Origin of the sequence: Clostridium sp. AF12-41 (assembly GCF_003461685.1) — a bacterium.
Classification (GTDB): Bacteria; Bacillota; Clostridia; order Lachnospirales; family Lachnospiraceae; genus Otoolea; species Otoolea fessa.
The window spans coordinates 1-24,050 of sequence record NZ_QTXO01000001.1; the positions used below are offsets into that span (position 1 = coordinate 1).

Annotated in this window: 17 protein-coding genes and 2 pseudogenes; 12 read left to right on the top strand and 7 right to left on the bottom strand. The window is 47.7% G+C overall.

The features are described from left to right. Together DWV73_RS00005 and tnpA are read right to left on the bottom strand one after the other, a co-directional pair. A pseudogene (locus DWV73_RS00005) lies at nt 1-262 on the bottom strand (RNA-guided endonuclease TnpB family protein); the annotation flags it as partial. 53 nt (nt 263-315) lie between these two features. Next, the gene (tnpA, locus tag DWV73_RS00010) at nt 316-726 is read right to left on the bottom strand and encodes an IS200/IS605 family transposase (protein WP_117794946.1); all 411 of its coding nucleotides are present in this window, start codon (nt 724-726) and stop codon (nt 316-318) included. Nucleotides 727-1,279: 553 nt separating this feature from the next. Between tnpA and DWV73_RS12900 the strand changes: the two genes are divergently transcribed. The 6 genes and pseudogenes from DWV73_RS12900 to DWV73_RS00040 all read left to right on the top strand — a co-directional run bounded on the left by DWV73_RS12900 (nt 1,280) and on the right by DWV73_RS00040 (nt 6,905). Continuing rightward, nucleotides 1,280-1,531: a hypothetical protein gene (locus tag DWV73_RS12900; RefSeq protein WP_242995680.1), complete on the top strand. Its 252-nt coding sequence runs from the start codon at nt 1,280-1,282 to the stop codon at nt 1,529-1,531. Between the two features lie 56 nt (nt 1,532-1,587). Continuing rightward, complete coding sequence (locus DWV73_RS00020; RefSeq protein WP_347471917.1) at nt 1,588-2,790, top strand: ROK family transcriptional regulator; 1,203 nt, start codon at nt 1,588-1,590, stop codon at nt 2,788-2,790. Between the two features lie 356 nt (nt 2,791-3,146). Then, entirely contained in the window at nt 3,147-4,175 is a 1,029-nt protein-coding gene (locus DWV73_RS00025) for an alcohol dehydrogenase catalytic domain-containing protein (protein ID WP_117794948.1), read from the top strand. 9 nt (nt 4,176-4,184) lie between these two features. Beyond that, nucleotides 4,185-4,576, top strand: a pseudogene (locus tag DWV73_RS00030) (VOC family protein). An 18-nt stretch (nt 4,577-4,594) separates the two neighbouring features. Then, nucleotides 4,595-5,959 (top strand): MFS transporter, encoded by a 1,365-nt coding sequence (locus DWV73_RS00035; RefSeq protein ID WP_117794950.1) that lies wholly within the window; start codon nt 4,595-4,597, stop codon nt 5,957-5,959. Further along, complete coding sequence (locus DWV73_RS00040; protein ID WP_117794952.1) at nt 5,943-6,905, top strand: carbohydrate kinase; 963 nt, start codon at nt 5,943-5,945, stop codon at nt 6,903-6,905. Before DWV73_RS00035 ends, DWV73_RS00040 begins: the two co-directional genes overlap by 17 nt. Nucleotides 6,906-7,193: 288 nt before the next feature. Here DWV73_RS00040 and DWV73_RS00045 read toward each other — a convergent pair whose 3' ends face one another. From DWV73_RS00045 to DWV73_RS00055, 3 genes are read right to left on the bottom strand one after another with little or no spacing between them, the layout of a single operon-like run. Then, on the bottom strand, nt 7,194-9,095 hold the full coding sequence (locus DWV73_RS00045) for an ATP-binding protein (RefSeq protein WP_117794955.1): 1,902 nt from the start codon (nt 9,093-9,095) through the stop codon (nt 7,194-7,196). Between the two features lies 1 nt (nt 9,096). Continuing rightward, nucleotides 9,097-11,169 carry a hypothetical protein gene (locus tag DWV73_RS00050; protein WP_117794957.1) on the bottom strand — a complete coding sequence of 691 codons (2,073 nt, stop codon included), beginning with the start codon at nt 11,167-11,169 and terminating at the stop codon, nt 9,097-9,099. Next, nucleotides 11,166-11,894: a LytTR family DNA-binding domain-containing protein gene (locus tag DWV73_RS00055; RefSeq protein WP_181986181.1), complete on the bottom strand. Its 729-nt coding sequence runs from the start codon at nt 11,892-11,894 to the stop codon at nt 11,166-11,168. The genes DWV73_RS00050 and DWV73_RS00055 overlap by 4 nt, the downstream gene beginning before the upstream one ends. A 342-nt stretch (nt 11,895-12,236) precedes the next feature. Here DWV73_RS00055 and DWV73_RS00060 point away from each other — a divergent pair, with 342 nt between their 5' ends. From DWV73_RS00060 to DWV73_RS12805, 4 genes are all read left to right on the top strand, one after another. Continuing rightward, nucleotides 12,237-12,626 carry a hypothetical protein gene (locus tag DWV73_RS00060; RefSeq protein ID WP_117794962.1) on the top strand — a complete coding sequence of 130 codons (390 nt, stop codon included), beginning with the start codon at nt 12,237-12,239 and terminating at the stop codon, nt 12,624-12,626. Then, the gene (locus DWV73_RS00065; protein WP_117794965.1) at nt 12,601-12,975 is read left to right on the top strand and encodes a hypothetical protein; all 375 of its coding nucleotides are present in this window, start codon (nt 12,601-12,603) and stop codon (nt 12,973-12,975) included. Before DWV73_RS00060 ends, DWV73_RS00065 begins: the two co-directional genes overlap by 26 nt. Beyond that, nucleotides 12,976-19,725, top strand: coding sequence for an S-layer homology domain-containing protein (locus DWV73_RS00070; protein WP_117794967.1), 6,750 nt, complete (start codon nt 12,976-12,978; stop codon nt 19,723-19,725). A 117-nt stretch (nt 19,726-19,842) separates the two neighbouring features. Continuing rightward, nucleotides 19,843-20,076, top strand: coding sequence for a hypothetical protein (locus DWV73_RS12805; protein ID WP_242995681.1), 234 nt, complete (start codon nt 19,843-19,845; stop codon nt 20,074-20,076). A 507-nt stretch (nt 20,077-20,583) separates the two neighbouring features. On the opposite strand, the gene DWV73_RS00085 is transcribed toward DWV73_RS12805, so the two are convergent. Together DWV73_RS00085 and DWV73_RS00090 are read right to left on the bottom strand one after the other, a co-directional pair. Beyond that, nucleotides 20,584-20,880, bottom strand: a complete 297-nt coding sequence (locus DWV73_RS00085; RefSeq protein WP_107001666.1) for an RloB domain-containing protein — start codon at nt 20,878-20,880, stop codon at nt 20,584-20,586. Nucleotide 20,881: 1 nt separating this feature from the next. Continuing rightward, nucleotides 20,882-22,078, bottom strand: coding sequence for an ATP-binding protein (locus tag DWV73_RS00090; protein WP_117794969.1), 1,197 nt, complete (start codon nt 22,076-22,078; stop codon nt 20,882-20,884). Nucleotides 22,079-22,350: 272 nt separating this feature from the next. On the opposite strand from DWV73_RS00090, the gene DWV73_RS13060 reads away from it, so the two are divergent. Both DWV73_RS13060 and DWV73_RS00095 read left to right on the top strand, forming a co-directional pair. Then, nucleotides 22,351-22,473, top strand: a complete 123-nt coding sequence (locus DWV73_RS13060) for a hypothetical protein (protein ID WP_270523723.1) — start codon at nt 22,351-22,353, stop codon at nt 22,471-22,473. Between the two features lie 14 nt (nt 22,474-22,487). Beyond that, on the top strand, nt 22,488-23,990 hold the full coding sequence (locus DWV73_RS00095; protein WP_117794971.1) for a PLP-dependent aminotransferase family protein: 1,503 nt from the start codon (nt 22,488-22,490) through the stop codon (nt 23,988-23,990). The last annotated feature ends 60 nt before the right edge of the window (nt 23,991-24,050 follow it).

The following is a 24,050-nucleotide window of genomic DNA, read 5'->3' on the forward strand; positions in this document are numbered from 1 at the left end:
CATAAAATGATTTCCAGGCTTTATCCAGCTGCTTGCAGGTCTCCTGCGCTGTCTGGGACGGAAGCTGTCTATACCACAGATCTCCTTTATGCGCTTTCTTCTGATAATACCAGTCAGGATACTTCTCCAGCCCCAATTCTTTATATCGACGGCGTTCATAGTTGCAGACATTCCAGAGCTTGGAAGCAGCGTAACACATATGCCCTATAATATTAGAATATTCCGGCCGGATATTGACCGATGTTCTGTGCGACAACAGCATTCTCCTCCCCCTTCAGACAGCCATGCATATGAATATTTACAATTCACATTGAATTAATACGACTTGCTCTGATGTTCAATATAACGGCGAATATTTTCCTCAGATACGGATCCGATCGTTTCCACATAATAGGAATGGTTCCACAGTTCTCCCTTCCACAACTGGTTTCTTATTTCCGGAAAACGTTCTAATAATTTCCTGCCTGTAATCCCCTTCAGATACTTGATAATGGCTGTTATTGACAGCTTTGGTGGAGCTGATACAAAACAGTGAACATGATCACCTTCACCACATTCAAATAAATGAACGGTAAAACCTTTATCGTCAGCTATCTGCTGCACGAGTTCCTGCAGGTATTTCTCAACTTCTGGGGTTAATATCTTCCGTCTGTATTTCACCGGCCAAACCATATGGTAGTTAATATTACACACGCAAGTTCTATAATGTATCAGATTTCCTTTCATACATATAGTATATCATATTGAAGTGTAATACGCAATTATTATTCGAACATATTTTCGCTTTTATTGTATGCCGGTTACGGCATTACCATCAAAGGATGAGAATTATTATACTATTTGCATTGTGCAGATATGCACACTCCTGCGCTTTCATCTCGGTAATTGAATTGCCGAGGATTCCCGCTTATTGTCCTAAACTTAAAAAACAGGTTGCTAAATTCAGAGAAACTGTATATACTAAGGATAGAAGTAAATGTTTGCCGCTTGCTGATGGTGCGGGGTATAAATAATTCAGTTCGTAAATGAAGCCACTTGCTATACAGGTGGGATAAAAATAGTATAGTTCGTAAATGTTCCCCATCAGTGAATGCTGATGGGGAATTTTATCACAGAGGAAAGATTGTTTATGGAGATACGACAGGGATATTCTTACCATATCAAGGATGAATTTTTTGACTTGGTTCAGGATAAATATTTGATGAGCAATAAGGAACAAGGAAATTATCGACCACATTACTATGCGATTTAGGATAAAAAGAATCCAAAAATATATTGGATGATACCGATTAGTTCACAAGCAGATAAGTATAAGGGAATCATTGAGAAGAAAAAGAAAAGATATGGTAAATGCAATACAATTGTAATTGGCTTATTTGCAGGAAAAGAAAATGCTTTTCTGATACAGAATGCGTTTCCTGTTATTGAAAAATATTTTGACCATATACATACGATTCAGGAACAGCCAGTAACAATACATAAAAAGCTGGATAAGCTACTTGTTGAAAATCTGAATGATGAGATAACGTGAATGAAAAATATAGTGAGTGGGTATTTGGTAAATTTGATTCTTAAATGCCAGTATTTTTGAATGCAGCAAATTTTTATTATAGAACATTACTTTACAAGAAGCATAAAAAAGCATATAATTCTTTTGTAAAATATTTAATAAAAGAGGGTAAGAAAACGGAAAATAAAGATAAAAAAAATATGACAAGAAAAAAAATAATTAATTATGTGCTGAACAATCATGTTACATCCAAGGCGGAAATTGCAAAAGAGTTAAACTTGAGTATGCCGACTGTGTTAGCAAATGTGAATGACTTGTTAGAAAAAAGGGTGTTGGAAGAAACTGGGGAATATGCTTCAACCGGTGGAAGAAAGGCAAAAAGTATAGGGATTAATAAGTCATACTGTCATGCAATGGGAATTTTGATTACAGCGAATCATATAGAAATGGTATTAGTAAATCTTGGAGATGAGATTATAAAAAAAGGTCGCATCCGTTTAAAATTTACGGCTGAATTATCTTATTGTACAGAGGCGGCACAAAAGGTCAAAACTTTTCTTGAAGGCGAAGTAGCGAAGGACACGCTACTTGGGATTGGAGTGGCGATTCCAGGAATTATTAATCAGAAAGAACGGATCGTTTTAAAATCCCATGCTTTAGGTATAGAAAATTATAGTCTGCGCTTTTTAGAGCAGGCTCTGGAAATTCCAGTATATTTTGAAAACGATGCTAATGCTGCAATGCTTGCAGAAAAAAAGCAAAAGTATCCAAATGCGATATATCTGTCTTTGAACCACACCTTAGGAGGTGCATTCTGCATAGATGGAAAGCTGTTTCGAGGGCAGAACCAGAAAGCAGGAGAGTTTGGTCATATGATACTCGTTCCCAGTGGAAGAAAGTGCTATTGTGGTAAATTAGGATGTGCAGATGCATATTGTGCTGCAAGTGTGTTGACACAAGATAATAGGCAGTCATTGGATGCGTTTATGGAAAAAATTGAAAGTGGTGATGAAAAAATTTTGCAGATATGGGATGAGTATCTGGATCATCTTGCGGTTTTGATATCAAATCTGCGGATGGCATATGATATGGATATCATACTAGGAGGTGATGTGGGAGGTGTATTGTCAGATTATATGATACCACTGGGAGAAAAAGTGATGGCATATAATGGCTTTGAGCATGATGTTTCATACTTGAAAAATTGTTCGTATAAGAAAGAAGCGTCGGCTGTTGGAGCCGCGAAATACTTTTTCACAAAACATATGGTAGAATTGTAGTAACTGTCCACAAGTAGGAATTTTCTGAATTGAAAATTCCGTACGGTACAGCTCCCACTGACAGGTTGCAAAGCGAATGCGGATGTCCGCTTTATATGTGTGAAAAACGAGAAGTTGTGTAAGATTAGAAAAAGAAATTATAGTAAAAAACGGAAAGAAAACAGTAACTGCGGTTTCCTTTCCGTTTTTTTTGTGTGTTAATTGTGAAAAATACACAAAAAATATATTTTGAAATTATGAAATATATAAAATATGAAAAAATATATTGACAAAGTTTGTTAACATGGTAATAATATAATTACTTTGATAAAACATTTTATAAAACATAAGATAAAACAAAAAAGGAGGAAACAATTATGTTGCAGCAGGTAATGACAAATCCAGGAGAAATTATTTTCAGAGAGGTTCCGGTTCCGGAGGTAAAGGAAAATCAGGTGTTGGTAAAGATTATGAATATTGGTGTTTGTGGATCAGATATTCATGTTTATCATGGAAAACATCCGTTTACAAAATATCCGGTAACACAGGGACATGAGGTTTCCGGTGAGATCACAGAACTTGGAAAAAATGTTACAGAGTTTCATGTGGGACAGAAGGTGACGATAGAGCCGCAGGTATATTGTGGACACTGCTATCCATGCCGTCATGGAAAGTATAATCTCTGTGAGGAATTAAAAGTAATGGGATTTCAGACGACAGGAACAGCATCTGAGTATTTTGCAGTGGATGCATCGAAAGTAACACCGATTCCAGAAGGCATATCCTATGAAGAAGGAGCTATGATCGAACCGCTTGCGGTGGCAGTTCATGGTGTAAAACAGATGGGCGATGTGGCTGGCATGAATATTGCAGTCCTTGGTGCAGGACCGATCGGAAATCTTGTAGCACAGGCAGCAAAAGGAATGGGGGCAGCGAAAGTGATGATCACAGATATCAGTGATCTTAGACTGGCAAAGGCAGAAGAATGTGGGATTGATGTATGTGTGAATACTAGAAACAAAGATTTCGGCGAGGCAATGATCGAAGCATTTGGACCGGATAAGGCGGATGTGATCTACGACTGTGCCGGAAACAATATCACAATGGGACAGGCAATTAAATATGCAAGAAAAGGAAGCACGATCGTACTGGTGGCTGTTTTTGCAGGAATGGCAGAAGTAGATCTTGCAGTGGCAAATGACCACGAACTTGACATTAAGAGTACGATGATGTACCGCCATGATGATTATATAGATGGAATCAGACTGGTAAATGAGGGCAAAGTTCATTTGAAGCCGCTCATCTCAAAGACATTTGCTTTTAAGGATTATCTGAAGGCATACCAGTATATTGATGATAACCGCGAGACAACGATGAAAGTAATTATCAACGTCAATGAAAAGTAAGGAGTACATATGGAAAATAAATATGGAATTGTCGGAGTTGCCCATGTCGGGCTTCCGACAAACGATTTACAGAAAACAGTTGAGTTTTATAAGAGTCTTGGATTTGAAGTAATTATGCAGTCTTATAATGAAAAAGCAGGGGAAAAAGTGGCATTTTTACAGATAAAAAATACTGTATAGAGACTTTTGAAAATGGGAAGGCGGTAATGTCAGATGGTGCATACCAACATATTGCACTTGATGTGGAAGACATTGATAGTATGTATCAGAAAATCTGCAATGAAAAATACACAGTTATTACAGACGGAATCGAAGAACTGCCATTTTGGGAAAATGGTGTGAAGTTTTTTATGATTAAGGGACCAAATGAAGAAAGAATAGAGTTCTGTCAGAAACTTTAATAAAAATAGGAGAGACATATGGGAAGCGAAAACAAAAATGGAAAAGTACCGCTGATCAGTAAGATTGCATATGGGTTTGGTGATGTTGGATGTAATTTCAGCTGGATGTTCGTCAGTAATTTTCTGATGATATTTTATACAGACGTGTTCGGAATCAGTATGGCGGCTGTGTCAGCACTTATGCTTTTTTCAAGATTCTGGGATGCAATCAATGATCCAATCGTCGGGGGCCTTACGGATAAAACAAAATCGAGATGGGGACGGTACCGTCCATGGCTGTTAGTAGCGGCACCAATTACAGCGATTCTTCTTGTCATGACATTCTGGGCAAGACCTGACTGGTCGCAGAATGGAAAGATCATTTATATGGTAATTACATATTGTCTGCTGGTTTTGGGGTATACCTGTGTGAATATTCCATATGGAACCTTGTGTGGTGCTATGACACAGGATATTGATGAACGTGCAAAAATAAATACATCCCGTTCGGTTGCAGCGATGATTGCAATTGGTGTGTTAAATATTATCACAGTTCCACTGCTCAGCAAATTCGGCAGTCACAGTGCAAAGACAGGATATCTGACGGTTGCGGTCATATATGGATGTATTTTTACAGCCTGTCATTTCTTCTGCTTTGCGAAGACGAAAGAGGCGTTGATTACTCCGGAAAAAGAAAAAATTTCTGTAAAGGTACAGTTGAAAGCAGTCATGCAGAACAGACCATATCTTCTTGCATTGGCAGGACAGATATTATTTGGATTTACATTGTATGGTAGAAACGCAGATATTCTGTATTATTTTACATATGTGGAAGGGAATGCCTCTTACTACACAACTTATTCGATGTGCATTATTATTCCTTCTATCATCGGGGCGGCTTGTTTTCAACCATTATTCCACAAGTTGAATAACAAAGGAAGAACAGCATCTCTCTTTGCTTTATTTACAGGAATTTCCATGTTGCCTATGTTTTTCTTCAATGCCAAAGAATCACCAGCTATTTTTTATGCATTATCTGGTCTCACACAGTTTTTTTTCTCTGGATTTAATACCGCAATCTATGCAATTATTCCAGACTGTGTGGAATATGGGGAGTGGAAAACCGGACTTAGAAATGACGGTTTTCAGTATGCGTTTATTTCACTCGGAAATAAAATCGGAATGGCAGTTGGAACAGCACTTTTAGCAGGAATACTTGGAAAATATGGTTATATTGCAAATCAGACACAAAATGCAATTGTACTTTCAATTATGAAACATGCATTTACGACGATTCCAGGTGCACTGTGGATTGTGACTGCGGTTGTATTATTTTTCTACCGGTTAAATAAAAAACGTTATAACGAGATTGTGGAGGAACTGAAAAATGGAAGAAAAAGTTGATATCGTGGCATTGGGAGAATTGCTGATTGATTTTACGGAAGCAGGACACAGTCAGGGTGGGAGAAAATTGTTCGAACAGAATCCCGGCGGTGCTCCGGCAAATCTTCTGACCGTTGCAAGCCACTTTGGGTATCGCACCTCTTTTATTGGAAAAGTTGGAAACGATATGCATGGTAAATTTTTAAAGAAGACACTGCAAACGGAAGGAATCAATACAGATGCTATCGTCGAAGATGCAGATTATTTTACAACACTGGCATTTGTGGAAATCGGTGAAAATGGAGAACGGAATTTTTCTTTTGCAAGAAAACCAGGTGCAGATACACAGTTAAAAAAAGAAGAACTGGATCAGACGTTAATTTCCGGATGTAAAATTTTTCATTTTGGATCATTATCGCTGACAGATGAACCGGCAGAAAGTACAACGATTGAAGCGGTAAAAATGGCAAAAGCAGCGGGTGCACTTATTTCCTATGATCCGAATTATCGACCGTCTCTTTGGAAGAGCAAAGAGGATGCAGTGAAAAAAATGAGATCTGTCATAGAATTGGTAGATGTCATGAAGGTATCGGATGAAGAGAGTACTCTGTTGACAGAGGCGAAAAGTTATGAGCAGGCTGCCGATCAACTCCTTGCCATGGGACCAAAGCTGGTTGCCATTACATTGGGAGAACAGGGCGTTCTTATGGCAACAAAAAGCAGAAAAGAAATCATCAAAGCATTTCAGATACATGCGGTCGACACGACTGGGGCAGGTGATTCATTCTGGGGAGGCGTATTATGCAGTATCCTTTCCGTGAATAAGAATGTTGAAAAAATGGAATGGGAAGAAATCAGAAAGTGTGCTGTTTTGGGAAATGCAGTTGCAGGATTGTGTGTGCAAAAGAGAGGTGGAATCCCTGCGATTCCGACGAAAGAGGCGGTGTTTGAATTTATGCAGAAATAATGAACGTATATGAACAACCCCCCTCGGGGAGAACGGTGGGCGGACAATATTTTCGTGGCAGGAACGATCCCTGCCTGTTACTATTATTATACGCGGCAAACGAAAATGTGTCAATCCTCTGGCGGCGGCAGCCGAGACCCCCAACGAGCGTATCGGAATGTCCAAAAGGATATTCCGAAACATTGCTCGCCTACGGTATCCTGAATCTGGGATACCCCACACCCTCCGGGCAAAGTCCATCCATCAGGTCTTGCCTATGTTATCTGAATGCGCCTCAAAAAACAGTTTTTACATCTGTATTGTAATTCCAACAAGAAAGGATTCCTCACCGGGAACAAGATCGAGATCACCGCCATGGCTTTCAATGATTTTTCGGACAGAGGAAAGCCCGATTCCATGATCAGCAGATGTACCCTTTCGGGAGAGGAATGTTTTTCCCTCTTGCAAGGCCAGACCGTCGTAAGTGTTTTCAATCTTCAAAAAGTACATATTGCCTCTGGTTTCGCCTGCAATGAAAACGCGGCGCACCCCTTGCTTTTGGCGGCTGCACGCCTCAACGGCATTGTCCAAAAGATTGCCCAGCACCGTACACAGTTCCACATCGGTAAGCGGCATCTGATCGGGAAGATCGAGCCGCACCTGAAATTCTGTCCCTTGTGTCTGCGCCATGCCGTAGTAGTATTCAATCAGTGCATTTACGACGGGATTTTTGCAGAACTGGGCAGGGGAGTGACCCGATGATGCCGCAAACTGTTCCTCTACCTGTAACAGGAAGGAGCAGATCTCCGTCTGCCCACGTTCAGAGGCCATGCGGTCTATGGTGCGCAGATGGTGTTTGATGTCGTGGATCAGCCTTCTATTTTCTGCCGCTGCCTCAGAAACCTGACGGCTGTATTCGGTCTGCATAGAAAGCTGACGGATGACCTGCTTGCGTTCTTCCTGGAAAATCAGGCTGTTTCCATATCCTTCTATCACATCGCGCCAGAGGGAATAACCGATGGCTGCTGCTATGAAAAAGCTGCCCCATTCCAAAAACCAACCGCCGATAACCGGCTCATAAACCGGCAGAAGGCGATCCCATATAAAGGCGCAGGTTGCGGCTGCCGCAGCATAGAAGATCGGCCTGCTCCGTTTTTCTCCTCTGTGAATGGCAAGCACAGCGATGATAAGCAGATAGAGCGCAGATGCCGCCTTATAACAAAAGACCGATGCAGAGAAGAAACGAATCGCTCCAAGGGAGAGATGGGAAGCCATCATGCCATACACAAACGCATATACCAGGAAGGCAGCGCCCACTCCATTACTGATGGCCGCAGGCAGGAAGCCCGGCCTGCATATCCGGTTTTGCAGAACTACGATCAGCCAGGTAACCAGATAGATACAGAACAGTTCAATCGTGTACCAGGGGAATACGGGAACCGCAGCCAGCATATGAAGCACCGGATAGGATGACAGGCCGCACATGGCAAGGCAGATCAGTCCGAACAGGAATGTATTTTTCTGTTTCATCCGGCGGCTGAAATAAAAGGACAGCAGCGCACAGACAAAGGTAACTGTACAGCTGAACAGGCAGAATGCAAACCGGATTCCTCTGGTTGTATTGACCGCCAGCATCGTTCCGAAAGCAGGCGGATAGACAATTCCTCCGTAAAAGTGGTCATAGTTGCTGACCGCTATGGTGAGTGTGACCGGTTTTCCGCCATGAAAAGTGACCATGCGGTTTTGAACCAATGGTGTCCCCTGTGCCGGTTCCCCCATTTGCAGGATCAGGTCATGATCCAGATAAAGGTTGTAAGCAGAAAACACTTCTGGGATTTCCAGCGCATATGTTTCCTTCCGTTCCGGCAGAAAGAATGTCATCTGATAAGTCCCGCAGCCATAGGGAGAAGGGTTTGCAGGGCTGGAGAAATTGGTCTGCTCTCCGATGGAAAGGTAGCGCATATAATGGCTTTCATCCCGTATTTCTTCCGGGGTCAAAAGCGCGTCAGGATAAAATGTCCAGCCGGATACCAGAAAGCGCACCGGTGACTTTTGAAGTTCTTCCTCAGAAAGCGCCAGAATCCCATTTGCCGCCTGGATTGTGTTCTGGCTATATTTATTATTGAACTGATACAGGCCAAGAAAAAACAGGGATGAGCACAGGCAGACCATACATAAGGCAGCATATTTTTTTACCGCAGAAGATACCATCTTATTTTCGCCTCCTCCTTAGGAAAAACACACCGGCAGACAGAAGAAGCAGACAGGCCGGAATCAAAAGGAGTATGGGCGACCGGCTATGCTCTGTGTCGGCGGCCTGTGCCAGGGAAACGGCATCTTCCTTTCCCACAATGGTGTATGCCCCTGTATGGCTGATCTGAAAGGAGACGGCTTTTGCCGCATCGTCATAACCGGTCATGGGAATTTCCACGCCGCTTTCATCACAGAGGAACCATGTGCCGGCTGCCGGGTCATTTGGACAGGGCAGCATGACAGAAACATCCGGCAGGGAGCTGAGCGCAGTTCCATTGATGGAAAACGAAAAAGAAAAACCGCCGTCCGTATCCGTTTGGATGATGACTTCAATCTGATCTTCGTTTTGGATGCCCTCCGGCAAGGCGTCTTTTGGTATGCTGATGGTGATTCCCTGTTTGGAAAAGACGGCTCTTTGCTCCCCTGTTTGCAGCATCATCAAAAAGCGCGTGCCGGAAATCCGGTCGGTGGTTTCATCGAAGAACTCTGAAAACGCGGAGTTTTGGGAATCTGCGCCTTCCTGGGGAACGGTCATAGCGCTTTGCACTGAATCTTTCCTGTTTTTCGATTCCGGTATAGTCGGTTCATCGGAACCAGCGTCTGGTTCTAATGCTTCCTCTGCATCACCGTTTGTCTGTTTCGATGGGAATTCTTCTTTATCTATGGAATCATCCTTTCCAACCCAGGATGGCTCGGAAGGCTTGTGATCCGTAGGCTTATTTTCTCCGCTGACCGGTGGTGCTTTTTCAGAATCATCGGAATTCGTTCCACCGCCATTTGTTGCAGGCGGTTTTGGAGGCTTTGTGGAGGGCCTGTCTGTAAAACCATCTTCCTGATCGTCGGTATCTTCAGGAGGCGGTTGAATGATGGTATCGGGTGGATTCCCGCCTGCATCCCCTCCATCCCGGTCGCCTTCATGATACCCCTCAAGGACAATTTCATCTGCGTAGGTAAAGGACAGGATGCCGGTCTGTCCGCCGTCATAATCCACCTGAAGGCGGTAACTGCTGCCCGGCATCAGCAGACGGGTAGCAATCGAGAGCATTTCCTGACCCACATAAACGCCACTTTCCAGACGGTTCCATGAACCGTTGTTTTTGGACAGCCATATACTGACCTTGTCCAGATTCCCCGGCGGTGTGACCCAGGGAAAATAAAGGCTTCCTCTGCGAACCAGGAAGCAGTTGATGTCTGGGCTGCCCGGAGCCTGAACAGAAACAGGAATTGAAATTTCAGGGAAATCGACACGATCTGCAAATATGGTATTTTCCGGTGCAGTCAGCCTTCCTGCTGCATGGTACAGTCCCACAGTATTCAAATCAATACCAGAAAAATCCCATTCCACCACAGCGGTGTAGCTGGTTCCATTTTCCGCATAGCATTCCAGATAGTAAGGGGAAAAGGCAAACAAATTTTCCAGCGTTTCGGTTTCGCTGCCCTGTTGAACCGCAAACGCGTCCGTATAAGGATACCACTTCTCTATGGAGGTAATGACAGCAGGCGGCATTTCTTTTACCCGGACGGAAATCTGAAGCTCCTGCAAGACAGCTTCACCAAAGGCATACCCCTCCGGCAGTTCAATCCGGCCTGCTGCGGTATATTCGCCTGGAGTGGTCTGGTCAATGGCCGAAAAATCCCATGCGACAGAAAATGTTTCCTGCCGGATTTCTTTACCTGCTGTTACAGTGGCGCAGACGGTTTGATACCGAAGGGCCAGCTGATAAATTTCCTCCAGGTCATCATCAGACGGTGTGGTTCTAAGGGGCAGGGTGAAATCTGGCAGGGAGAGCAGTTCGTCTTCATTTTGTATTTCTGTGACAAGGACGAGGGATACTTCTTCCGATGCTTCCGGGGTTTTGCTCTCCAGTGTCTCCGGAGCCTCGCTTTCTAAATCCGGCAAAATCTCCCTTCTTTCATCGGCATTGGATGGGGTTGCAGTTTCGGCGGCAAATGCTGGGATACTGCAGGTGAAGCAGAGGAGACAGGCCAGACAGCCCTCCAGAATACGCCTGTGCATTTGCTTCATTCTCATACGATACCCCCCATTCCAGAGAAAACATATTGACGGTAGGTTTCCCGCAGCTGTTTTCCATTGCGGAGGGCAATCGGAAGTTCCTCCCCGTTTATCAAACGGAAGGTCTGACTGTCAACCTGGCTGATGTAATCCATGTTGATTAAAATGCCCCGGTAGCAGGGCAAAAAACGCTTGTCCTTCTGCAATGCGGCAGTAACCTCCTGAAAGCCTCCGCTTACCGGTATCACGCGTTCTGCCGTATGAATCCGTGTCATACGGTTTTGATAATCTATGTATAGAATCTTCTCTGTGGGAAGTTCCAGCTTTTGACGGTCAGCCATAACCGAAAGTGTCATCACTTCATAGGGCGGTTTTAGCTGGCACAGCTCCATCGCTTCTTCAAAATCTGCCTGATGGAGCGAAAGCGGCTTCAGCAGATAATAGCTGGCGGACAGGCTGTACCCCATCCGGGCATAATCTTCTGTAATGGTCAGAAAAACAATCTTACAAAGCCTGTTTTTCTGGCGCAGCCTTCTGGCGGCCTCTATTCCATCCATGTTCTCCATATAGATGTCCATAAAGACAAGTTGAAAATTGACCTGGGCGGCAGCTTTCAGAAAATTCTCTCCGTCCTCAAATTCTGTCAGCGTATAGTCCAGCTGATGCTTTTTCATATAATTTTCCAGGCAGGCAGACAGTTCGGCTCTGTCCTCTGCTCTGTCATCCACAATCGCAATCTGCATCGTGCCATCTCCTTTGCACAATAATCCAATATTAGTATAACATAAAACCGCAGGAAAAAACTTGCGTCTTAAACAGGAAACCTGCGTCTTAAACAAAGTCGGTTGCATTTCTCTTGACAAGATGCTACTCTAATTATACTACCAGACTTTCCGATGAGAAGGTCTGGTTTTTTTATGTGACAGGAAATTCCGAAGAATTCCCTGTCACATAAAAAAGGCACTAACGTGCCAAAGATGCGCACTTGCGCGAAGATGTAGATTGTCGCAAGCGACCGCGCAAGGCGCAAGAATGTGCCAAGGCACATTCTTTCTTGTTTTTCTTTTCAGGAAAGGAGGCTCAGCATGAAAATCGCACTTTGTACGGAATTAAGGAATGCAGAATGGTTTGAGAGCAGGCTGCGCTCCCTTTTTGCTGGGGACGGACAGCTTGTCATCGACGAGCTATGGAATGAGAAGCAGCTATCTCAGGCACTGCGGCGGAGCCGATATCATGCGGTTGTCATCGCCATGACCGGGGCAAGGGGATTGGAGGCTGCCATTCAGGCAAAGCAGCTGGCACCGGAAACACCGCTTGTCTGGTGGAGCGATGATAAAAACTTCGCCCTGATCGCGTATCACCTGCGTATCCCTGTGTTTCTTCCGGCAGACTGCTCCGATCAGGAGCTATATGAGGCGATAAAACCCATCATGAAATGGAGGTGCGAAAATGCGAATTGCGCTATGCAGTTATAGCCAGAAAGAAAAAGAAACCGCTTTGCTGATGAAGCTGGGCAAAGTAGACCGCTTTGATAACGGCGTGTTTTGTACCTATGCCATGCAGCGGGATGGGCCTTATGATGCTGTGGTGGTCATGGAGGACGGAGCCAGGGGGATGAATTTCTGCATGAGCATACGAGGGTACAGCAGGGATGTCCCTCTCCTGTGGATTAGCGACCAGGCAGAGTTTGAACCCCAAAGCCGCAGGATGCAGGCGGACACCTTTTTGGTAAAGCCTGTGACAGAATATCAGCTGCGGGAGGCGGTATCCCAGCTGCTTCAGAAAACAACGAGAAGGAACGAACCGCGTGAGGAGGATGAATAAATGATATGGAAATGGAAACGGCCGGCCGCATTTTTACTGGCGGCGGCAATGATTTTTACGATGCCGGGAGTTCCGGCATCTGCGGTGGAAGCGGGTGTATCCGCCGTCCATACGGGGTTGTGCAAGCATCACCCGGAACATACAGCGGACTGCGGATATACGGAAGGAACCGAAGGGGCAGTCTGTGAACATGAGCATACTGAGGGTTGCTACACCTTTGTGAAGAAGTGTGTCCATGAGCATGACGAAAGCTGTTATCCTGTTTTGGAAGGCAGCATATCGGAAAATACGGCGACCCCATCTGAAGCAGAGAAGGCCCATCCGACCGCGTGTACCCATGAATGCAGTAAGGAAAGCGGCTGTATCAAAAAAGAATTAAGCTGCCCTCATGAACATGACGATACCTGCGGCTACATTCCGGCCACAGAGGGGACGCCCTGCGGGTATACCTGCGAGCAGTGCAATTCTCAGGACAGCGGGCTTGTTCCCGGCGTGTCCGGGAATGCTCCAGCAGAGTGCATCTGCGAAACTCGCTGTGAGCAGGAGGCGGTCAATTCCGACTGTCCGGTCTGCTCTGCGGAAGATGCAGACCTCTCTGCCTGCAAGGGAACAGAGCAGGCAATGCCCCTGATGGCAGCTGCGGCAAGCACTGAAGAAACCATCTCCGGCAATGTTACCTGGGACAACCAGACCATAACTACCCCGGTGAGACTGACCGGCGACACAACAATCACGCTGAAAGGCGAGAATACCATTACGATTTCCGATACTGCTGAGCTCTCCGCTCTGGAAATGGATTATCGTAGTCTGACCATTCAGGGAAGCGGCAGTCTGACGGTCACTGTTCCTGACAGGAAATATGGTATTGCGGATAGCAATTACGGCGACACCGCCGGCGGGACGCTTACCATAAAAGGCGGGGCAAAGATAACCACCAACGGCGGTTCGTTCGGCTTGAGCGCTAAAACCATCGTGATTGAGAATGGAACGCTGAATCTAAAAAATTCCGGTTACGGTATTGACACTGCATCCCTGACCATGAGCGGAGGAACCCTTTACGCCACCGGAAACTATGGTGCGATTTCGAATAGTCCACATGGAAAGACCCGAAACATTGACAGCAACCTGACCGTTCTGTATTCGGACAAACAGAATGCAAACACAGACGATATGTCGGTCGGCACAGCGGCCGATACGACAAGAGAAGGGGACGTCATGACCATCTACATCGCCCAGATGGCGCCCCGCGCAAGCCTGATTGTCGGTCCGCAGCAGGGAACCATACAGGAAAGCTTAGGCAGTCAGACGGCGACCTTCGACGTTATCGGCAGCAAGGTCAAGATGGACACCCTGAACGTGGACTGGGATGGCGCGCACACCGGTCTGACGGCGGAAAAATCCGCTGACAACCAGACCATCACCGTTACCGCCGACAGCACCGTCAAGGAGGGCAGCTATAAGCTGAAGCTGACCGCAGACAGCGAAAATGGTTTCTCTCCCGCTCAGGCGACCGCCACCGCAACGGTCACCGTCGCCGCCGCGCCCAGAAACCCCATTACCATAAGAACGCAGCCGCAGGTCAGCGATAAGAAAGGCGATGGGCAATTTAAGGCGGATGTCTGGGTAAGGGCCCAGCTGGAAGGCGGTACGAGTGGTAATATCACCTATCAGTGGTATGTGAACGGAAAGGAATTTACAGGCACAGGCAGCGGCAGCTATAAAATCACCCTGACCCCATCCGACCTGACCACAACGGCGGGCAAGAACTGGGAGTACAGCGGCCAGGTCTACTGCAAGCTGTCCTATCAGAGCTATACCCTAGATACAAACACTGTCCCTGTTACCTTTAACACCTGCCCCCATGAAAAATACACCAACGAGGGCAAATGCCAACAGTGCGGCGAACCGTGCAGCAAGGATGTGCTCTTTATTCGCAACGGTATCCCCTATACGTTTGAAGGCGATAACCCTGATGTTGGGTTCATTCTGTTCTCCGGCGGAACCGCTTATTTTGTGCGGGATACTAACGCAACCTTGAAAGCGGGGAACGGCGAGCCGGCGAACAAAATGGACATTACGCTGGATCTGCAGGGCCACAAGGTCAAGACGCTGGATCTGCAAAATTTCCCGTACAAGAGCGTTACCATCAAAAACGGCACGATAAATGACATTGCCACCAGCGCCCCCGCGGTGTTGATATTAGACAGCGTTACAACAAGCGCGGGCACCCTTGATAAACTGTTTACCCTGACGGTAAAGGGCAACTGCGTGTTTCAGCGTCAGGTGAATTTCCTCGGGAAAACCCAGCTCCAGGGCGGCACGTTCCAACGTGGAATCAATGTAGAACTTGGTGAGCCGGCCCTGGCTCTGCTGGCGGACGGATATGCCTTTGCAGACGCTGATAGCGACGAAATTTTGAACGTTTCCAATGTAGATATTCCGGATAGAGCGGTCAAGGTGGTCGAGCATACCTGCCAATATCAGAACGGCAAATGCGCCTGCGGCAGAATCTGCGACCATGTGGGCAAGGTGAACAGCGCCGGTTACTGCACCTTCTGCCATGCGCTGGTGGAGGCATTTGAAATCGGCGGCACACGATACACCAGTCTGGAAAACGCGCTGACTGCCGCGAAGGACGGTGACACGATCACTCTGCGGGGGCCTTTGGCGATCGAGAACGCAGAGCCTATCGAGATCAGCAAAAATATTATACTGGACCTGAATGGATTCACCCTGAGTAAATCCCGTGAGGAGGCGCCTCTACGTATCCTCGGCTCCAATGTAGCCATAACAAACGGCAAGGTGCAAAGCACCTGTGTCTCCAAGTCCGCTAATGCGGTGGAAGTTGGAAAATTTGACCACACAGGCGCAAAGCTGACGCTGGACAATGTCACCCTGGAGGGAAGCGTAGGCGGCGGAATTGGCGTCCGTGGATTTGGGCTTTTCTTCCTTACCGGGAACGAAGCCGTGGTAACGAGCGGCACGTTCACCGGCGGCATCTACACGGAGGGAACGCTGACCATGTCCGGCGGTAGCGCGGATCTGCTGAAATTGGGACTTCTTAACAATATTCAAGTGACCCTGTCCGGCGGCTCCTTTGGCAGCATCAAAATCGGGAATGGCGCAAAGTATCAATCCCTGCTGGAAAAGGGCTATGCCTATCAGAAGCAAGGCGGCGCATGGGTCAGGCTGTCGGAGATGAATGAGAATACTGCCGTAACCGTTGTGAAGTGCAGTCACCCGGATGACCCTTCCGGCGGGACTGTTTGCCCCTACTGCGGCTATGCCGCTGAGGTGACCAAGCCGGACGGCAGCATTTCCTACCATCCGACGGCAGACGCGGCTATCGCCGCAGCCGACGGCGGTACGGTGAAGCTGCTGGCAAATGCAGACGAGATTACCATCAACAGCCCGCTCAAGCTGAATCTGAACGGTAAGACGGCGGCAAAGCTGACCGTCACCGGAGATGTCACGCTGGCATCCCTGCTGCCGGAGGGTTACGTGTTTAAGAGCGGCAGTACCTGGATCAGCGACCCTAGCGGTACGGAGCTGACCAACGTTTCTATGGCCAAGATCCCCATCAAGAGCATGGACTATCCCACCGAGATGGGCATGACTTATGGCGGTACGGGGACGCTTCTTGTCAATGTAAAGAAGGAAAGCGGCGCAGGCGCTGTAAGCTTCCAGTGGTACAAGGTGGAGGACGGCAAAGAGACAGCAGTTGGCAGTGCGACAAAAAAGAATCAATTTGATCTTTCTGCACTAAAGCTGTCCGCAGGCCAGCACACCTTCCGCTTTTTGGCCACTTGCGACGGCTACGAGAAGATGAGCAAGGATATTGCTGTGACGGTACAAAAGGCCGACATCAGGTCAGGCCTCATCACGCCTCCCACAGCGCTGGAAAACCTGACCTATACCGGCCAGGAGCAGGCGCTCATTACCGCGGGCAGCGTGACCAGCGGTGGCACCATGCAGTACAGCCTGACCGAGAACGGTACATACAGCCAGGACATCCCTGCCGGCACCGATGCCGGAACGTATACCGTGTGGTATCGGGTGATTGGCGATGCAAACCACAATGATACCGCACCCGCCAGCGTGGAGGTCAGCATTGGAAAGAAACCGCTGACGATCAGCGGGGTAACGGCTGTGTCCAAGCCCTATGATGGCATGACAGACGCAGGCATTACCAGCGTAACCTTCGACAACGTGACCTTGACCCGAGGCACAGACTACACCGTCACCGCCAGCTTTGACGATGCCGGCGTGGGCAACGGCAAGAACGTCACTGCCACAGTGACCCTGATGGGGCAGGCCGCGAAGAATTACTCCCTGGAGCAGAGCAGCTTCCCTACGACTGGCAGCATCACCAAGGCCGCCGCGCCTGACTTCACCAAGGAAACTACGCTCGTCATTGTAAACGGCCACGAAAAGACCTACACTGTGACGCTCCCCGCCCTGCCTACGCTGGAAACGCCCAAAGAGTACGGTGCGCTCACCTATGAAATCGGCGGAATCAAACTGGATGGCAGCTACTACACCGGTGGCGCAGAGGTGGAAAACGGCAAGCTGACCCTGCCCATTCAGAAAAATGACGTGGAAACCACCGGCTCTGTGGGTACAGTGACCGTAGTAATCAAGAGCACAAACTATGAGGACATCACGCTGACCGTCAATGTCAATGCGACCAACAAGCTTGTCCCCACTGTTACGGCACCTACGGTCAATACACTGACCTACAATGGTGCAGAACAGGCTCTGGTTACAGCGGGCAAGACCACTGGCGGCACAATGCTCTACCGGCTTGGCGATTCTGAGTGGAGTGAGCAGATCCCCACAGCGAAAAACGCGGGGGAATACACTGTTTGGTATAAGGTTCAGGGAAACGCAGAGTACGCAGATGTGGCAGAACAGAACGTGACTGTGACCGTAGCGAAGAAAGTGATCACCGTTACGGCGCTTGATAAGAGCGCCTACACCGGCAGCACCGCGCCCGATCTGAGCAGCCCGGAAGCAGATAAGGATTACAAGGTGGAAGGTCTGGTTGGTGCAGATACCCTGAGCGGCACGGTAACACTGGACTACGCACAGACACTGGATATGAGCAAAACCGGAAAAACCGCAATCAACATCACTGGTACGCTGTCAAATGACAACTATGCGATCACCTATGTTTCTGGAACGTTGACCGTTTCCAAGCAATCTTCCAGCGACGGCGGTTCCTCCTCTGGTGGTTCGGGCAGCGGTGGAGGCTCCTCCTCCGGCGGTTCTAACGGTTCCGGCAACAATGATAACACCAACCAGCCGGAAAACAAGCCTCAAGCCCCTGTCACCGGTGAAACCAAACCCATACAGCCGGATAAAAACGGCAATGCGGCAGTGGATAACAGCTCTGTCCAGTCTGCCATCGATAAGGCCAAACAGGATGCGAAAAAGAACGGCACCACAGAGAACGGGATTGGCGTTACGGTTCCCATCACCCCGGCGGCAGGCCAGACCTCTTTTAACGTGACCATCAAGGCGCAGACACTGGATCTGCTGGTTAAAGAAAACGTCCGGCAGTTTACCGTAGCAACAGACCATCTGGTTTCGGTTAATATCGGCCTGGATACTCTGAAGCAGCTGGATACCGCCTCCGCTGGCGGGGACATCATTCTCCGGGCAGATAAGGTGGATGCACTGCGTTCCACCGAGGCCAAAGCCACCATCGGCACAAGACCGGTCTATGACCTGTCACTGGTCTACCTCTCCGGCGGCAAAGAAACACCGATTGCCAACTTAAATGGTCACACTATATCGGTGCGTTTGCCCTACACACCGGCAAAGGGTGAGCAGACAGGTAATCTCTATGCAGTCTATGTAGATGACGCTGGCAAGGTGGAATGGATCACCAAATCCAGCTACAATGCCAGCCTGAAAGCGGTGGTTTTTGAAACCGGTCATTTCAGCGTTTACGGCGTGGGCTACAAGAACCCTGCCCCGGCCTTTACCGATATTACCGGCCACTGGGCAGCAGATAACATCCTCTTTGCAGCCAGCCGGGGACTGCTCTCCGGCACCAGCGACACCACCTTTAGCCCGGACACCGGCATGACCAGAGGAATGTTTGTGACAGCTCTGGGGCGGTTGGCGGGCATCAACCCGGACAGTTACCAGACCGGGAAATTCACCGATGTGAAAGCCGACGCTTACTATGCCCCCTATGTGAACTGGGCGGCGCAGACCGGTATTGTGGAAGGCGTTACTGACACCACCTTTGCACCGGACACCAACATCAACCGGGAACAGATGGCGGTGATTATGAAAAATTATGCTGCAAAGCTGGGCTATGACCTGCCCCAGACCTTGAAGGCTGTGACCTTTGCGGACAACACACAGATCAGCAGCTGGGCGAAGGATGCGGTCAAGTCCATGCAGCAGGCGGGCATCCTGGCCGGGAAGGTAAACAACCGCTTTGATCCCAAGGGAACCGCCACCCGCGCCGAGGTCGCCACGGTTCTGCGGCGGTTTGTGGAAATCGTCATTGACCCGCAGGCCGCAAACGGCTGGCAGCAGAATGACAGCGGCCAGTGGAACTATTACAGAAACGGGGAGTCAGTGAAGGGCTGGCTCTCCGAGGATCAGAAGTGGTACTGGCTGGACAAGGTCACCGGAATAATGTTTGCCGGAGACTGGAAGCAGATTGATGGTAAGTGGTACTACTTCTATGCAGACGGGACGATGGCGGTGAATACCGCATCCGACAGATGAAAAATGAACCCGTAATGTAATGCAAAAATAATATCAATAAAGAGGGATGTGAACAATATAGGCAAGTTTCTGGTACTGTCGCATACCGACCATGAAGAATATATACTCAGTAGAATTATGGAGATTATTGCGGTCGAGCCAGGATTTGACCATATTGTGACATCCCACCCTTGTAACACTCTTGTTTTTCCGGGCTTGGAGCTTCGGCTGAAGGAGAGAACAGCATACCGGAACGGTGAGTTGATTTCTATGACTCGTCGGGAATTTGCAACATTGGTATACTTGGCAAAACATCCATCCTGGGTATTTTTTGCCGGACAGATCTATGAAGAAGTATGTGGAGGATGGTGAAAATTGCGGAACGGCTGTTGCCTTCGTACCGAAAATCAATGCGAATCCGGTGTATAACGGAGGGTGAAGCCTGCTATATGTAGGTAGCAATCATTATGATAACATAAAAGGCACGGCATAAAGCAATCTGATGTAAAATCTATCAGAATAATTTATGCCGTGTCTCTTTTTAATTTGATTGAATGTGGGATGGTTCACATTTACAGCATATTTGGTGTCGGCGGTCAAGCGTCGCAGAAAAGATTATTTGCTCCAGCTTTATAAACGCAGCAGTATCGTACTGAAATAGTTGATCTCGCCCCGCTCGTTGTTCAGCACTTTCCGGGCTTTTTGAAATAGAATAGAAACCACCACCTTTACTGAAATTGACAACAGCCGCTCCAAACCGGAGCGACTGCTATGCAAAGTTTTGACTGTACCAAGTATAACAGATATGGATTTACGGCGAAAGGGCAGGACTGTGCCAATGTAGAGACAATTTTGTGCCAACCATGTTTCTTTGAAACATTATAGCAGTGATTCCACCAGCTGATGGATGTCGGTAAATGGATTGACAGCAATTCCAAACGGTTTGCTGCTGTCATTTTGAAGATGGTATTCCACGGCTTTCCGGATCAGGCTGAGATAATCTGTTTCACCTCCGCTGGTGCGGCTTCCTACCACACGAATATCAATGTTTGTCTGACGGTTGCGGTAGTGTTCAAAATACTTAGGCTCAGTTTGAGAACCCTCCGTTACAATCAGAGTGACAGGCTTTATTTTTCTGCGTCGCTGTCCACGCTTTTCAATTTTTCCACGTGCCATTTTACAGCCCTCCCTTGATAAAGGGGATCGCACCATAACGGCCAATCAGATAGCCCTTCTCCACCTTAGCATCCTTGCGGATGGAAAAATCGTAAAGGGAGAACAGATCGGTAGCCGCTGTTTGCTCGTCTTTTTCGGTAAACCAAATCTGATCTCTCCTCAGTACATCCAGGTCAAGAAGATTGGTGTTGTGTGATGTGAAAATCAACTGGGCTCCATTTGGATTGAACTCCACACTGTTAAAAAGCGAGACCAGATGCTTTGTCAGAAGAGGATGCAGATGAGCGTCCATCTCGTCAGCGACAAGAAGGGTTCCTTCATCCAGCACCTTTTTTACAACACCGATCAGTTTGAAATAACTGTTGGTGCCATCAGATTCCTCTGCCATGTTCAGCGGGTAGGAAGAAGTATTTCCCTCTGTATCCTGTACCGTGTGAATGGCCTCAATATTGGTAAAGATATCATTACGCTGAGAAGGAGCGGATTCTGCATCACGCATCTGAAGGGATTGTATGCCAAAATCTGCAACACGCAGCATAGAGGCGATCACATGCCGGTAGTCATCCTCTTTGAGTTGTTCTGCTTCAAGGCCGTAGGCGTCTGCAACAGAATGTTTCGTGATGATCTGGCAGGAAGCAAACCATTCCAGAACTGGAATCACTTTGGAATAGCTCCAGTTTGATGCGACAGACAGATAGAGCTTGTTGGCCGAAGTGCGATCCTTGAGAGTGTTTTGTTCATCGACATCAACGGTAAAGCGAAAATCTTTTGTGTCTTTTCGCTCAAAAATGAGTGCCTGCCTGCCATTGGGATAGTAATACAGATATTCTTCGATAACAGCTTTGTCTGTTACAGAAAAGCCATACGCATAGCGGATGCCATTTGTGGTGAAGATGACCTCGAAGCTGCTGGGGCGAGAGGGTGTTTCCCGGTCAAACTTGAAAGGCGAACGATCAATGGTTTTGTGGAGCTGCTGGTTATGCGAAGTCAGCACATAATTTACCATGAACCAAAACGCATTCAAGACATTGGACTTTCCAGAAGCATTGGCGCCGTAAATCACAGCAGACTTCAAATGCTTTTTGTTTCCGTCCACAATCAGGTGCTCTGGATGTTCGTTATCCTTACTGGCAAGCAGGGATAACACGACATTATCTTTGATAGAGAGAAAGTTCTCTACACTAAATTGAATCAGCATAAAACAACCTCCTAAATCCTTGTTATAATATATTATATCCACATTTTTGTGAAAAATCAACGCAAATGAAAAATAAAAATCTGTATAGAGGATTTAATAGAACAGCCGTGTGGAGAGGATATGCGGGGGATTTCTTCTTTCTTAGGAAGAAGCGGATCTTTGATTTCTTCCTCGGAATTTCCGTTACTGGGCACGTATGCGTGAACAGTAACAGTACTCAATTTTGGGGATTGCCTATAAGCAGGAGAAAACGGTATAATTGAGGAAGGCAGTTGGATATAAGGGGGACAAGTGGTGGAGATGAAAAATATTGTGCAGACGGAAAGATGGGCGGTTGTCTGGGATATGGGATGATGCGGATGATCGATGCGGTGCATCGCCGTTTACATAAATAGATAGAGGAAATACGATGGAACTGAATTTAAGCGAACCGGGACAGAGCCGGTATCTGAGAGTATATGAATATTACAAAGAATTGATCGTGTCCGGGCAGATGAAGCCGGGAGCGAAGCTGCCGTCGATCCGCAAATGTTCCCTGCAGCTGCAGCTTTCGCGGACGACGGTGGAGACGGCGTATATGCTGCTGGCGGCGGATGGCTATATCATTTCGCGTCCGCAGAGCGGCTTTTATGTAACGGATGCGGTGCTGGCGGCTGCAAACCGGGAGGAAATAGAGCACGGTGTGCCGCATCAGGAGGAACGCCCGGAAATCCGGTATGATTTTGCGTCTTCAAATGTGGATCGGGAGAGCTTCCAGTTTGATTTATGGCGGCGCTATGTCAAGAGCGCCCTGCGCCAGGATGAGCGGCTGCTTTCTTATGGCGAACCGCAGGGAGAGCGGGAATTCCGGGAGGCGCTCTGCGCGTATCTGGGGCGCCACCGCAATGTGATCTGTACGCCGGACAGTATCGTAGTAGGGGCGGGTGTGCAGAGTCTCTTGCATATTTTGTGCCCGATGCTGCGAGAGCGGGACAGCGCATGGTTTTTTAATCCGTCGTTCCGGCAGGGACGCCAGATTTTTGAGGATTATGGGTTTCGGACCGGAGATATAAGAGAATATTGGGAAAGTAATGATAGGAGGATTGAGTCCTCAAAAAAGGATTTGTGCGGAATGGAAAAGCCAGATGTATGTGCAAGAGAGATGAAAACAGGGTTATCCGAACAGATGTCAGAGGCGATGAGACATACAGGGAGAAGTGTTTGCTATCTGACCCCATCGCAGATGACAGTCTGGGGCGAGGTCATGCCGGTGGGCGACCGGATGAAGCTTTTAAAGGATGCGGCGCGCGAGGATATGCTGATTATTGAGGACGATTACAACAGTGAGTTCCGCTATTATAACCGCCCGACACCGTCCCTGCAGGGGCTTTCCGGCGGGCGGGGCGTCGTGTATCTGGGGACATTTTCAAGGCTGCTTCTGCCATCGATCCGCATGAGCTACATGGTCCTGCCGCCGGATCTGCTGAAACGGTATCAGGAGCGGGGGCGTTTTTATAACCAGACGGCGTCCAAGGCAGAGCAGATTGCCCTATGCCAGTTTATCCGGGACGGACATCTGGAAAGCCAGATCCGAAAGTCCAAGAAATTGTACGCGGCAAAGGCAAAGTGTCTGTGTGATGCGGTGCGGCGCATTTTTGGAGAAAAAGCGCGAACGCATCTGGGCGATGCCGGTTTTCTGGTTCTCATGGAGCTTGACAGCCCGCTTACATCGGCGGAAATTGCCGGGCGTGCGGCACAGGCAGGCGTTGCCGTCCGCCCGGTGGAGTCGGTCGGGAGTCTTTTGGAAAAACAGGAGCATCATTTTCAAGAGGGATATCCGAAGCTCCTGTTGTCCTGTGCCTCGATGGGAGCAGAGCGGTATGAGGAGGCGCTGGAGGTGCTGAAAGAGGTAGTGTATAAGAAAGAAAAATAGAAGATAGATATAGAAGTCAAAATGTCCGCATAAACCACAGCCAGTACCCGGAACCATCCG

Excerpts from the sequence above, each read along its gene's own strand:
- DWV73_RS00085 (WP_107001666.1), bottom strand. The coding sequence starts at position 20,880 with ATGGCACGTGGAAAAATTGAAAAGCGTGGACAGCGACGCAGAAAAATA.
- DWV73_RS00040 (WP_117794952.1), top strand. The coding sequence starts at position 5,943 with ATGGAAGAAAAAGTTGATATCGTGGCATTGGGAGAATTGCTGATTGAT.
- DWV73_RS00025 (WP_117794948.1), top strand. The coding sequence starts at position 3,147 with ATGTTGCAGCAGGTAATGACAAATCCAGGAGAAATTATTTTCAGAGAG.
- DWV73_RS00050 (WP_117794957.1), bottom strand. The coding sequence starts at position 11,169 with ATGAGAATGAAGCAAATGCACAGGCGTATTCTGGAGGGCTGTCTGGCC.
- DWV73_RS00035 (WP_117794950.1), top strand. The coding sequence starts at position 4,595 with ATGGGAAGCGAAAACAAAAATGGAAAAGTACCGCTGATCAGTAAGATT.
- tnpA (WP_117794946.1), bottom strand. The coding sequence starts at position 726 with ATGAAAGGAAATCTGATACATTATAGAACTTGCGTGTGTAATATTAAC.
- DWV73_RS12805 (WP_242995681.1), top strand. The coding sequence starts at position 19,843 with ATGGAGATTATTGCGGTCGAGCCAGGATTTGACCATATTGTGACATCC.
- DWV73_RS12900 (WP_242995680.1), top strand. The coding sequence starts at position 1,280 with ATGATACCGATTAGTTCACAAGCAGATAAGTATAAGGGAATCATTGAG.
- DWV73_RS00055 (WP_181986181.1), bottom strand. The coding sequence starts at position 11,894 with ATGCAGATTGCGATTGTGGATGACAGAGCAGAGGACAGAGCCGAACTG.
- DWV73_RS00070 (WP_117794967.1), top strand. The coding sequence starts at position 12,976 with ATGATATGGAAATGGAAACGGCCGGCCGCATTTTTACTGGCGGCGGCA.
- DWV73_RS00090 (WP_117794969.1), bottom strand. The coding sequence starts at position 22,078 with ATGCTGATTCAATTTAGTGTAGAGAACTTTCTCTCTATCAAAGATAAT.
- DWV73_RS00065 (WP_117794965.1), top strand. The coding sequence starts at position 12,601 with ATGCGAATTGCGCTATGCAGTTATAGCCAGAAAGAAAAAGAAACCGCT.
- DWV73_RS00060 (WP_117794962.1), top strand. The coding sequence starts at position 12,237 with ATGAAAATCGCACTTTGTACGGAATTAAGGAATGCAGAATGGTTTGAG.
- DWV73_RS00045 (WP_117794955.1), bottom strand. The coding sequence starts at position 9,095 with ATGGTATCTTCTGCGGTAAAAAAATATGCTGCCTTATGTATGGTCTGC.
- DWV73_RS00095 (WP_117794971.1), top strand. The coding sequence starts at position 22,488 with ATGGAACTGAATTTAAGCGAACCGGGACAGAGCCGGTATCTGAGAGTA.